Below are 12,457 nucleotides of genomic sequence, written 5' to 3' on the forward strand. Positions count from 1 at the left end.
GTCCTGTCATGACATTGCAAGCAAGCGGCGCCGCGGCGCGTCCCGAAATCGAATACATCCTGCCGCCCCTGCCGGAGCTGGCTAGCGAGGCGCCTTTGGCTTGGCACGAGCGGCTGCGCCAGCATGCCGGCCTGCGCAAGGCGGGCATTCTGCTGCTGCTCGCATTGGCATGGGAAGCGGCGGCCCGGTATACCGACAATGACCTGCTGTTGCCGGGCGCATGGCAGACCGCCCAGGCTTTCGTGCAGGGCTTGCTGGATGGCGAGTTGCCCCGCCGCGCGCTCCAGTCGCTTTCCGTGCTGCTCAAGGGCTATGCGGCGGGCATCGTGCTGGCGTTCGCGTTTACCACGCTCGCTGTCTCGACGCGGGTGGGCCGCGACGTACTCTCGACGTTGACAGCCATGTTCAACCCTCTGCCGGCAATTGCGCTGTTGCCGCTGGCGCTGCTGTGGTTCGGCCTGGGCGAAGGCAGCCTGGTGTTCGTGCTGATTCACTCCGTGCTGTGGGCGTTGGCGCTGAACATCTATTCCGGTTTCCTGGCGGTGCCGGAAACGCTGCGCATGGCGGGACGCAACTATGGCCTGAAGGGGCCGCGGTATGTGCTGGGCATTCTCATACCGGCGGCTCTGCCGTCTATCGTGGCGGGGCTGCGCATCGGCTGGGCGTTTGCGTGGCGCACGCTGATCGCGGCCGAACTGGTGTTCGGCGCATCGAGCGGCAAGGGCGGCCTGGGTTGGTACATCTTCCAGAACCGCAATGAACTCTATACCGACCGCGTGTTCGCGGGCCTGGCGGCCGTGGTGATGATAGGGCTGGCGGTCGAGAACCTGGTGTTCAACACACTGGAACGCGTGACCGTGCGGCGGTGGGGCATGCAGAAGTAACTCCGGGTACTGGGCCCGGAATCACCGTCTGCCGGCGGCGCGCAGCACCAGGTCGGCGCCCTTTTCCCCGATCATGATGCTTGCAGCGTTGGTGTTGGTGGACACCATCGCAGGCATGACCGACGCGTCGATCACGCGCAGGGCCGACACGCCGTGCACGCGCAATTCCGGGTCTACCACCGCGCTTTCGTCCTTGCCCATCTTGCACGAGCCGCTGGCATGGAACACCGTGCCGCCGTTGTGGCGGGCAAACTGTTCCAGGCTGGCATCGTCGGTCACCGCATTGCCGGGCATATATTCTTCGGATGTGACCAGATCGCGGAACGACGGCTGCCGGAAGATGTCCCGCAGTATCTTCAAGCCGTCCACCAGCACGCGCGCATCGTGCGGCTCGGTGAGATAGTTGGTGACAATGGCCGGCGGCTGCAGCGCATCGGCAGAGCGTATGCGCACGTGCCCACGCGACAGCGGCCGGCATTGTGTAGCCGAGGCCGAAAAGCCCGAAAACCGGTGCAGGGGGTCGCCCGGCTTGTCTACCGACAGAGGCATGACGTTGAACAACAGGTCGGGCCGGCCGCCCTGCGCGTACCGGCTGCACACCATGCCGCCCATCTGGCCCGCGCCCACGGTCAGGGGGCCCGATTGGGAAAACAGCCACTGCGCGCCCATGGACGCCAACCCTGCGATGCTGCGCGACTGGTCGTTCAATGACATCTTCTTGCGCAGCTTGACTACCACCCGTGCCTGATAGTGGTCTTGCAGGTTCTCGCCGACGGCGGGCAGGTCTGCCGTGACCGCTATGCCGTGCTGTTGCAGCAGCGCGGCCGGGCCCACGCCCGATAACTGCAGCAACTGGGGCGACTGCAGCGCGCCGGCGGCAAGCAGTACCTCGCTTTCGGCGCGCGCGGATTCCACCACGCCATCGCGCAGCCATTCCACACCGGTTGCCCGACCCTGCCGGATCAGCACGCGGGTGACGTGGGCGTGAGTCAGGACTTTGAGGTTGGGGCGGGCCAGTACGGGCAGCAGGAAGGCCGTGGCTGCATCGCAGCGCCAGTGGCCCCGCAGCGTAAGCTGGTACGATCCCAGCCCTTCGGTCTGTGCCCCGTTGAAATCGGGGTTGTGCGCAAAGCCCGCTTCGGCGCCGGCCTGCAGCCATGCGTGGCAGTACGGGTGGTTGTTGCGCAGATCCGAGACGCACAATTCGCCCGACGCGCCATGGTATTCATTGGCGCCGCCCTGGTAGCGTTCGGATCGCTTGAAAAACGGCAGCACCTGCCTATAGCTCCACCCGTCGGCGCCCAGCCGCTGCCAGTCGTCGAAGTCTGCATGCTGCCCACGGATGTACAGCAGCCCGTTGATGGCGCTGGAGCCGCCCAGCACGCGGCCGCGCGGCCACACGATGGTGCGGTTGCCGGTGGCCTGCTGGGGTTCGGTGGAGAATTGCCACGAGAACCGGGGGTCGTAGATGGTGCGAAAGTACCCGATCGGCAAACGCAGCCAGAAATTGCGGCTGCTGCCGCCCGCCTCGATCAAGAGGACACGGCAGCGGGGGTCGGCGCTGAGCCGGTTGGCCAGCACGCAGCCTGCCGAGCCCGCGCCGACAATGATGTAGTCGTAGCCCCCGGGCCGCCCGGTGTCGCGGCTCATGGCGCGGGCGTCCGCAGGCCCAGCCGCGAGTACGCTTCGGCGGGCGCGTCATTGTCGCGCATGATCTTCATCATCAGCTCCTGCAGTCGTGCTTCGATCGCCGCGTCGCGGAACGGTTGTTCTTGCGCATAGTCGGTCTCCAGGTCATACAGCACCGTCGTGGTGTCTTCGTATCCGCCGCCCTGCCCCTGGTGGCCGGTGGGTTGGCCACGATCGTTGCGGCGCGCGGGCACTTTCAGCAACGGAACGCCCTGGGTGAAGGAAAACGGCGGCGCCAGCTCCAACCCACGCAGGTCGTCGACATGGAACATGGATTTCAGGTGCATCGGCATCAGTGTGTATTCGTACAACTGCTGGCGCGTCATGTCTTCGGGGTACAAGAAGTAGGTGTACCGGCCATCGGTAATGTTGGTGCCGGCCCCGAACATGCCGTAAAGCGCGGCCTCGCGCCCCGGGCCGTCTTGCGTCAACAGCGGCAGCAATGACCGGCCATCGCACGTGGGGGGCGCCTCTACGCCATGCAAGGCCAGCAGCGTGGGCATGATGTCGATGGTCTGCGTCAGTGCCATGCGCCGTTGCCCCGCCTGGCTGGCGCAGTCAGGGTGATAGACCATAAGCGGTATATGCGCGATCTCGTTATAGAAGGGCATGCGGTTCTTGCCCCACCAGTCGTGCTCGGCCAGCAGGAAGCCGTGGTCGGTGGTCAGCACCACGGCGGTGTCTTTCCACATGTCGTGCTTGTCCATGAAATCGAGCAGCCGGCCGAAATGGTGGTCGCACATGGCCACCAGCGCCGCATAGTTCGCGCGCAGCTCGGCGATCTCGCTGGCCGATTCTTCATTGCGCTTATAGCGCGGCCAGTCGAGGATGGGGCCGTCGTAATCGGTGGGATACCGTTCGCGATAATGGGCCGGCGCATGAAAGGGCTCGTGCGGGTCGAAGCATTCCAGGTGCAGCAGCCAGTTGTCCGCATGGCGGTTGTGTTCCAGGAACTCCAGGCCGGCGTCGAAGGTGCGCGGGCAGCAATAGTCGGCTTCTTCGCGCATGAATTCGCGGTTCACCATCGCCTGTACCCGGCCGTCGTTCTTGCCCATGGGGTGCTGCATGGGGTGGTACATGGCGCGCAAGCGTTCCAGGGGCGGCTGCACCATGGCTTTCCACTTGTCCCATTCCTGGCCGCGCACGAATTCCCAGGTGTTGTAGCGGTTGTGATAAGTCGCGCCGCCGTCTTCCCAGTAGTGGTAATGGTCGGACACCAGGTGCGTGTATATGTCTTGTGCGCCGAGCAACTGTGCGAACGACTGGTCAAACGGCTCCAGCGGCCCCCAGCTGCGGTGCAGGAAGTTCAGCCGTCCGGTATGCATCTCGCGGCGGGCGGGCATGCACGGCAGGCTGCCCACGAAATGCCGATCGAACGCCACGGCTTTTTGCGCGAACCGGTTGAAGTTGGGCGTATCGATGGCCGTGCCGCCGTAGCATTGCAGCGCCGAGCGCATCAGCGAATCGAACAGCATGAAAATAGTACGCATGTATCACTCCACCTTGATCTGCGCGCTGCGGACCACGTCGGTCCATTTGTCCAGGTCGGCGCGCACCTGCGCGGCGAACGCATCGCTTGGGGTGGGGTCGGCTGCCGTAATGCCCGCGGCCGTCAAGGCCTCGCGGACTTTCGGGTCTTGCAGCGCCTTGCCCGTGGCCTGGTTCAGGCGGTCGATCACGGCAGCCGGTGTGGCGGCGGGGGCCAGCAGGCCTATCCATTGATCGGTGTCGAACCCGGCGATGCCGGCCTCTTTCATGGTGGGCACCTGGGGCAATTGCGGCATACGCTGCGCGCCGCCGACCGCCACCGCCGTGACCTTGCCGGCCGCCAGCTGCGGCAATGCCACCGCGGCGTTGGCAAAATGGAAATCCACTCTGCCGCCAATCTGGTCCGTCATGGCGGGCGGGCCGCCCTTGTAGGCAACATGCACGATATCCAACTGCTCGCGGGATTTCAGCCATTCGCCGGCCAGGTGTCCCGGCGTGCCGTTGCCCGCGGATGCATAGTTGAGCTGCCCCGGCGCGGCACGCGCCCGATCAACCAGATCGGACAGTGTCTTGGGCCCTTGCTGCGGGTGAGTGACCAGGATGAGCGAAGCATAGGCCAGCGGCGCGACCGGCTTGAAATCCTGCAATAGCGTGAACGGCTGCGGCAGGCCCACCGCCTGATTGATGGCGATGGCACTGGTCGTTACCATCAGCGTGTACCCGTCGGGAGCCGCCTTGGCCACTGCGTCGGCCCCGATGGTGCCGCCCGCCCCAGGCTTGTTCTCGACCACCACGGTAACGCCAAGCTCGGCCTGCAGCTTATCGGCCAGCAGCCTTGCCGGCAGGTCGACCAGGCCACCCGCAGGCCAGGGGACGACGATGCGTATGGCCTGCGTCGGGTAGTTTGCCGCTGCGGCTGTGGTCACCCCGCCGAGCAGCAGCAGGCCTGCCAGACCCGAAGTGAAACGGCGGCGGCCGATGGCGGCGCCCGCTAGGGCAAAACGCTTCATACTTGTCTCCTGTGCCAAGGCCGGCGCTTATTGCAGGCGCGATCCGGCGTATGGCGTTGCATGGGGTGTGTATTTCGCTATACATCTAAAGGTTCTATAAACCATACGACCGGCACAGTCGATATGTCAAGAGCGCTGCACGTATTCCGAGCCGCGCGCGCCAAAAGCATCGCCCCACGGCGCGATGCCGTGGGGCGATAGGGGCCCATGGGGCGCCGTCGCGTTGCCGCGACGGCCATGGGGTCAGTTCAGGCCGAGTGCGGCCGCGACACCCGCCGCGTAACGGGGGTCTGCGCGGCGGAAATGCTCCAGCTGCCGGCGCTGGATGGTTTCGGGCACACCAGCCATGTGGCGGGCAATGTTGTCGAACAAGGCCTGCTGCTGGGCCGGCGTCATCAACCGGAACAGCGCGCCGGGCTGCGAATAGTAGTCATCATCGACCCGGTGGCTCCAGCGGTCGGCGGCCTGGCCGTCCAGCGCCAGCGGCGGCTCGGCCGCGGCGGGGGATTCGCGCCACTGGCCGAAACTGTTCGGCTCGTAGTTGATCGTGCCGCCCAGGTTGCCGTCTACGCGTCCCGCGCCATCGCGATGGAAGCTATGGAAGGGGCAACGCGGTGCATTGACCGGTATCTGGTGATGATTGACGCCCAGCCGGTAGCGATGCGCGTCGCCGTACGAGAAAAGGCGGCCCTGCAGCATCTTGTCGGGCGAATAGCCGATGCCCGGCACGACGTTGGCGGGCGTAAACGCCGCCTGCTCCACTTCGGCAAAGTAGTTTTGCGGGTTGCGGTTAAGTTCGATGACGCCCACGTCGATCAAGGGGTAGTCCGCATGCGGCCACACCTTGGTCAGGTCGAACGGGTTGATGTGGTAGGTTGCCGCTTCGGACTCGGGCATGATCTGCACTTTCATGGCCCAGCGCGGAAAGTCGCCCCGCTCGATATGTTCGTACAGGTCGCGCTGCGCGCTTTCGCGGTCGCTGCCCACGACGTCGGCGGCTTCGGCGTCGGTGTAATTGGCGATGCCCTGCAGCGATTTGAAGTGGAACTTCACATAGAAGCGTTCATTGTCGGCATTGATGAAGCTGTACGTGTGCGAGCCGAAGCCGTGCTGCTGCCGGTAGTTCTTCGGCAGGCCTCGATCGCTCATCACGATGGTGACCTGATGCAGCGATTCCGGGTTCAGTGACCAGAAATCCCATGCCGCCGTGGCGCTGCGCAGGTTGGTCTGCGGGTCGCGCTTTTGCGTGTGGATGAAGTCCGGGAACTTGACGGGGTCGCGCAGGAAGAACACCGGCGTGTTGTTGCCCACCAGGTCCCAGTTGCCTTCTTCGGTATAGAACTTCAGTGCAAAGCCGCGCACGTCGCGTTCGGCGTCGGCCGCGCCGCGTTCGCCGGCCACGGTAGAAAACCGCAGGAACAAGGGGGTTTGCTTGCCGACTTCGGCGAAAACCCTGGCGCGCGTGTACCGGGTGATGTCGTGCGTGATGGTCAGCGTGCCATACGCGCCCGAGCCCTTGGCGTGCACGACGCGCTCGGGAATGCGTTCGCGGGCAAAGTGGGCCAGCTTGTCGATAAGCCAGACATCCTGCAACAAGACCGGGCCGCGCGGGCCGGCCGTGAGCGAATGGTTGTTGTTGGCGACGGGAGCGCCGGCGGCAGTCGTAAGAGTTTTGTCTGTCATGCGTCTTTCCAAGCTGAGTGACGAGGGCCGCAGGGCGGCGCGTGGACTCATATTAGGAAAAACTATTAATTCTAGGAAATTGATTTATTAATCAAATTCCATAAATAAAACCTAACCGGCCTGTGCCGGACGCCGGACCGACACGGCCGCGACCTTCCGAAATAGAAAAAGGGCCGGGCTCTGTCAGAAGCCCGGCCCTTGGCGGCCGTGTGATGCGGGCCGCAGTCGGATCAGCTGTTGGCTGCGGTGGCGGCCTTGCGCTCGATGCCGCGCGTGATCACCCATTGCTGTGCGATGGACAGGGTGTTGTTCACGCACCAGTACAGCACCAGGCCTGCGGGGAAGAAGAACATCATGCCGCCAAACACCAGGGGCATGATCATCATGACCTTGGCCTGGATGGGATCAGGCGGCGTGGGGTTCAGCTTGATCTGCAGGAACATGGTCGCCATCATGATCGCGGGCAGTATGAAGTACGGATCGCGCACCGACAGGTCTTGCACCCACAGGATCCACGGCGCGCCGCGCATTTCGACGCTGGCCAGCAGCACCCAGTACAGGGCGATGAACACCGGGATCTGCACCAGCATGGGCAGGCAGCCGCCCAGCGGGTTGATTTTCTCGGTGCGGTACATCTCCATCATGGCCTGGTTGAGCTTCTGGCGGTCGTCGCCATACTTTTCTTTCAGGGCCTGCAGACGCGGCGCCACCTGCTTCATGCGCGCCATCGACCGGTAGCTGGCCGAGGCCAGCGGGAAGAACACGGCCTTGATGATCACGGTAAGGGCGACGATGGCCCAGCCCCAGTTGCCCAGCAGCCCGTGCAACCACGTCAGCAGCAGGAACAGGGGTTTGGCGATGATGGTGAGCCAGCCGTAATCGACCACCAGTTCAAGCCCGGGCGCAAGTTCGCCCATGGCCTTCTGGTCTTGCGGGCCTACCCACAGGTGCGAGTCGACACGGGCGGTGTCGCCGGGCTGCACCGCGCCCACGGCTTCGATACTGCGCGCCGCGTACAGGTTGGGCTGGACTTGCAGCAGTTCGTTGGCGCGGGGCTTGCCCTGGGGCGGTACCCAGGCCGTGGCGAAGTAGTGCTGCACCACGGCGATCCAGCCGTTGTCGGCCTGTTTGATGTAGTCGCCCTTGTCTTTGGCGATGTCCGAGAAGGTGATCTTCTGGAATTTGTCCTGTTCAGAGTAGACCGCGAAGCCCGTGAACGTGTGATAGAAGCTGGACGTGTCCGCCGGGTCGTTGCCGTCGCGCTCGAGCTGCAGGTACAGCGAAGGCGACAGCGGCGCATCGGACGCGTTGGTCAGCGAATGCTGGACGTCGATGTCGTAGCGGCCACGATGCAGTGTGTAGGTCTTGGTGACCTTCAAGCCGCCCGATTCCGCCTCGAACACGACTTTGAGGGTGTCGCCGGACAGCTCGCGCTCGCTGGACACCACGCGGAAAGGCGTCAGGTGGGTGGGGAAGTTCTGGCCATTGGGCGCACCCACCAGGCCGGACTGCACGACGTACGTCAGTTCGGGCGAGCGGTCGAGCAGGATGGTGGGCTTGTTGGGCTGACCGGCGGTGGGGTATTTCAGCAGTTCCGCCCGTACCAGTTGGGCGCCCGTGGTGTCGAAGGTCAGGCGCAATACATCGGTGCTGACCACCACTTGTTCGGCCTGGGCGGCCGCCGGCGCGGGGGCCGCCCCTGGCACTGCGCTGGGCGCGGCGGCCGCGGCCGGCGCCGATGGCACCGAAGGCGTGGCCGTCTGGCCGTTGGCGCCGGGCTGTTGCGCGGACGATTCGGCGCCGGCCCCGGCGGGGGGCGCGCCGAACAACGACGGCTTGCCGTGCTGGACTTGCCAGTTGTTCCACAGGAGCAACAGCGAAAAAGAGAAGATCATCCAGAGGATGGTTCGTCGGATATCCATGATGCCTACGGTAAGTATGCGGGCCGGCCGGAAGCGGAACGGCAAACCCGCGAGTTTAGCGTCAATTGGGACCAGTGCGGTGCCGATGGGCGTTACACGGGGGCGAGTCGGGATGATGCGTATGGGGCACCGGGTCGTAGCCGCCGGCGGCCCAGGGATGGCAGCGGCCGATGCGGCCCGCCGCCATCAACAGGCCCCGCCAGGCGCCGTGCTGCTCGATGGCTTCAATCGCATACGCCGAGCAGGTGGGGGTGAACCGGCACTGCCGGCCCAGCCAGGGGCTGAGAAAGAACCGGTAGAACCGGATGGGGGCGATCAGGAAGGCCTTGATCATGGCCGCACCCGTGAGAAGTGAGCGTCTACTTCGGCGCGCACCTGCTGCTTGAGTTCAGTAAGTGTGGCGGCAGCGGGCTTGCTGTGCAGCCGCACCACGTAGTCGCGAGCGGGCAACTGCTGCCGATGGTGCCGGAACGATTCGCGTATGACCCGCTTGATGGCGTTGCGCGTGGTCGCGCGAGCCGCATAGCGCTTGGCGATCACCATGCCCAGACGGGCCTGTTCGGGCTGGCCGGGCAGCAGGGCGTTGGGCGCGCCGCTGAGGACGAAGAAAGCCCCTCGGGCCAGCCGGCGCCCTTTAAGGGCAGCGGCAAACTCAGAGGGGCGATGCAGCCGCGCCTCGGGAGGAAGCGTGGCGCGCGGCATGAACGACCGGAGCGGCGATACGCGGCGGACGAATAGACCGGGTGCCGGCCTTAGACGGCCAGGCGCTTGCGGCCCTTGGCGCGGCGGGCGTTCAGTACGGCGCGGCCGCCACGGGTTTTCATGCGCACGCGAAAGCCGTGGGTACGCTTGCGGCGGGTAACGGAAGGTTGGTAGGTGCGTTTCATGGACGATCCACAAAAAGAACAAAGTCAGAAGGGACCTGCCCGACGGGTTCTTGGCCAGGACAACGCTTGGCGCATAAGGCAACCGGGGGTGCCCCCGGTGCGCGTAAATAGAACCTTCTGACAGACAGAATTCGGAAAAGCCCATCATTTCAGCAAGTTTTCTCTGCCTTGTCAAACAGTTACGGGTCGGGCGCGGGCAAGGGGCACGTCCGGCCTGTGGATAACCTACCCCCAGGCAAGGTAGAATCGAGGTTTGAACAAGAGCGACATGAAAGATTTCTGGCAGACCTGCGTCAGTCGTCTAGAGCAGGAACTCCCCCCCCAACAGATCAGCGCCTGGATCAGGCCGCTGGTGCCGCTTGCGTACGACGAGACGCAGGCCGTGTTACGCGTTGCCGCGCCCAACCGGTTCAAGCTGGACTGGGTGCGCAAGAATTTTTCCCACCAGATAGAGGCCTTGGCCGCCGAATGGTTCCAGCGGCCGGTGCAGGTTGCTTTCGAGCTGCCATCGGGCAGCGCGGCGCCGCGCATGCCGGCGGCCCCCCGCGCGCCGTCCCCGGCCCCCGGGGCGGCGGCGCCGGTCGCGCCCGCCGTCCAGGGCGCCGTGCCGGCGCAGGCGCCGAATCCGCCCGCGGCGAACGTGGCGGCGGCCATGCAGGCCGATGCCGCCGGCGTGGTGTACGAGCGGTCCCGCCTGAACACGGACCTTACCTTCGAAAACTTCGTTACCGGCAAGGCCAACCAGCTGGCCCGCGCCGCGGCGCTGCAAGTGGCCGAGAACCCCGGCATTTCGTACAACCCGCTGTTCCTGTATGGCGGCGTGGGCCTGGGCAAGACCCACCTGATCCATGCCATCGGCAACGCCATGGTGGCCGCGGGCACGGGCGTGCGGGTGCGCTATGTGCACGCCGACCAGTACGTGTCCGACGTGGTCAAGGCGTACCAGCGCAAGGCGTTCGACGACTTCAAGCGCTATTACCATTCGCTTGACCTGCTGCTGATCGACGACATCCAGTTCTTTTCGGGCAAAAGCCGCACCCAGGAAGAATTCTTCTACGCCTTTGAAGCGATGGTCGCGCAGCGCAAGCAGATCATCATCACCAGCGACACCTACCCCAAGGAACTCGCCGGCATCGACAGCCGCCTGATCTCGCGCTTCGATTCCGGCCTGACCGTCGCCATCGAGCCGCCCGAACTCGAAATGCGCGTGGCCATCCTGCTGCGCAAGGCCGAATCCGAAGGCGTTCCCATGCCCGAGGAAGTCGCCTTCTTCATTGCCAAGCATTTGCGCAGCAATGTGCGCGAACTCGAGGGCGCGTTGCGCAAGGTGCTGGCCTATGCCCGCTTCCACGGGCGCGATGTGCTGTCGGTCGACGTCTGCAAAGAGGCGCTGAAAGACCTGCTGTCGGTGTCCAACGGGCAGATCACGGTCGAGAACATCCAGAAAACGGTGGCCGATTTCTACAAGATCAAGGTCGCCGACATGTATTCGAAACGGCGTCCCGCCAATATTGCCTTGCCGCGCCAGGTCGCCATGTACCTGGCCAAGGAGCTCACCCAGAAAAGCCTGCCGGAAATCGGCGATTTGTTCGGTGGCCGCGACCACACCACCGTGCTGCATGCGGTACGCAAGATTTCCGATGCCCGCGCCAAGCAGGCCGAGCTTAACCATACCCTGCACGTGTTGGAACAAACTCTAAAAGGATGAACATGCAACTCGTACAAACCACGCGCGATGCATTGCTGAAACCGCTGTCGACCGTGGCGGGAATCGTCGAAAGACGCCATACCCTGCCCATCCTGGCGAACATCCTCATGCGCAAGGAAGGCAACAAGGTCGCCTTCATTGCCACCGACCTCGAAGTCCAGATCACCACGCATGCCGATTTCGGCGTGGGCAATGACAACGAATCCACCACGGTCGCCGCGCGCAAGTTGCTGGACATCCTGAAAGCGTTGCCCGACACGGGCGAAGTCAAGCTCGGCCTGGCCAACAACAAGCTGTCGGTGCAGTCGGCCAAGAGCCGGTTCGCCCTGCAGACGCTGGCCGCCAGCGAATTCCCCACCGTGGCTCAACCCGACCACTGGGATGTGTCGCTGAGCCTGCCGCAGCGCACCCTGCGCCACCTGCTGAACATGGTGCACTTTGCCATGGCGCAGCAAGACATCCGTTATTACCTGAACGGCATGCTGCTGGTGTTCGAAGCCGGCCACGTGCGCGCCGTGGCCACCGACGGCCACCGCCTGGCCCATTGCGCCACCAAGGCCGACGGCATCGAGCAGCGCCACGAAGTCATCGTGCCGCGCAAGACGGTGCTTGAAATGCAGCGCCTGCTTGAAGATTCCGACGAGCCCGTCTCCATCGACGTGGCGCCGGGCCAGATCCGTTTCCGCTTCGGCGATGTCGAACTGGTGTCCAAGCTGGTCGAAGGCAAGTTCCCCGATTTCACGCGGGTGATCCCCACCAACTACACCCGCCATTTCGTGATCAGCCGCGAGGCCCTGCAAGGCAGCCTGCAGCGCGCGGCCATTCTCACCACCGACAAGTTCAAGGGCGTGCGTCTGCAGCTGGCGCAGAACCAGATGAAAATCTCGTCTTCCAACGCCGAGCAGGAAGAGGCCCAGGAAGAACTCGACATCGATTACGGCCACGAAGCGCTCGATGTGGGCTTCAACGTCGGCTACCTGCTCGACGTCCTGTCCAACGTCAAGACCGAGAATGTGCAGTGGTCGGTGATGCCCGATGCCAACGCGTCGGCGCTGATCACCCTGCCCGACGACGAGCAGTTCAAGTACGTCGTCATGCCCATGCGGATCTGATCCGCGCATATGGGCTCATGCCGCGCGGGCGCCAGGCCGCCCGCCGTGGTCCGGCCGCCTGGCCGTCTTTTGAA

Annotated in this window: 11 protein-coding genes; 3 read left to right on the forward strand and 8 right to left on the reverse strand. The window is 64.5% G+C overall.

Going from position 1 to position 12,457, the window contains the following annotated elements; translation table 11 throughout:
* Positions 1 to 8: 8 nt before the first annotated feature.
* On the forward strand, positions 9 to 884 hold the full coding sequence (locus CAL18_RS18475) for an ABC transporter permease (RefSeq protein ID WP_094818483.1): 876 nt from the start codon (positions 9 to 11) through the stop codon (positions 882 to 884).
* Between the two features lie 21 nt (positions 885 to 905).
* On the opposite strand, the gene CAL18_RS18480 is transcribed toward CAL18_RS18475, so the two are convergent.
* From CAL18_RS18480 to rpmH, 8 genes are all read right to left on the reverse strand, one after another.
* Entirely contained in the window at positions 906 to 2,534 is a 1,629-nt protein-coding gene (locus CAL18_RS18480; protein ID WP_026640569.1) for a GMC family oxidoreductase, read from the reverse strand.
* The gene (locus CAL18_RS18485) at positions 2,531 to 4,063 is read right to left on the reverse strand and encodes a sulfatase (RefSeq protein ID WP_094797633.1); all 1,533 of its coding nucleotides are present in this window, start codon (positions 4,061 to 4,063) and stop codon (positions 2,531 to 2,533) included. Before CAL18_RS18485 ends, CAL18_RS18480 begins: the two co-directional genes overlap by 4 nt.
* A gap of 3 nt (positions 4,064 to 4,066) precedes the next feature.
* On the reverse strand, positions 4,067 to 5,071 hold the full coding sequence (locus CAL18_RS18490) for a Bug family tripartite tricarboxylate transporter substrate binding protein (protein WP_094818484.1): 1,005 nt from the start codon (positions 5,069 to 5,071) through the stop codon (positions 4,067 to 4,069).
* Between the two features lie 243 nt (positions 5,072 to 5,314).
* Positions 5,315 to 6,754, reverse strand: coding sequence for a catalase (locus CAL18_RS18495; RefSeq protein WP_094797635.1), 1,440 nt, complete (start codon positions 6,752 to 6,754; stop codon positions 5,315 to 5,317).
* Positions 6,755 to 6,984: 230 nt separating this feature from the next.
* Positions 6,985 to 8,676 (reverse strand): membrane protein insertase YidC, encoded by a 1,692-nt coding sequence (yidC, locus tag CAL18_RS18500; RefSeq protein ID WP_094818565.1) that lies wholly within the window; start codon positions 8,674 to 8,676, stop codon positions 6,985 to 6,987.
* Between the two features lie 61 nt (positions 8,677 to 8,737).
* A complete protein-coding gene (gene yidD / locus CAL18_RS18505; protein ID WP_026640574.1) occupies positions 8,738 to 9,010 on the reverse strand; it encodes a membrane protein insertion efficiency factor YidD in 273 nt (90 codons plus the stop codon).
* Positions 9,007 to 9,378: a ribonuclease P protein component gene (locus tag CAL18_RS18510; RefSeq protein WP_094818485.1), complete on the reverse strand. Its 372-nt coding sequence runs from the start codon at positions 9,376 to 9,378 to the stop codon at positions 9,007 to 9,009. The genes yidD and CAL18_RS18510 overlap by 4 nt, the downstream gene beginning before the upstream one ends.
* Positions 9,379 to 9,428: 50 nt before the next feature.
* A complete protein-coding gene (gene rpmH / locus CAL18_RS18515) occupies positions 9,429 to 9,563 on the reverse strand; it encodes a 50S ribosomal protein L34 (protein ID WP_003800771.1) in 135 nt (44 codons plus the stop codon).
* A gap of 268 nt (positions 9,564 to 9,831) precedes the next feature.
* Here rpmH and dnaA point away from each other — a divergent pair, with 268 nt between their 5' ends.
* Positions 9,832 to 11,271 (forward strand): chromosomal replication initiator protein DnaA, encoded by a 1,440-nt coding sequence (gene dnaA / locus CAL18_RS18520; protein WP_094797637.1) that lies wholly within the window; start codon positions 9,832 to 9,834, stop codon positions 11,269 to 11,271.
* A gap of 2 nt (positions 11,272 to 11,273) precedes the next feature.
* A complete protein-coding gene (gene dnaN, locus CAL18_RS18525; RefSeq protein ID WP_026640577.1) occupies positions 11,274 to 12,383 on the forward strand; it encodes a DNA polymerase III subunit beta in 1,110 nt (369 codons plus the stop codon).
* Positions 12,384 to 12,457 lie beyond the last annotated feature (74 nt).

Source organism: Bordetella genomosp. 7, from assembly GCF_002261415.1.
GTDB lineage: Bacteria > Pseudomonadota > Gammaproteobacteria > Burkholderiales > Burkholderiaceae_B > Bordetella_A.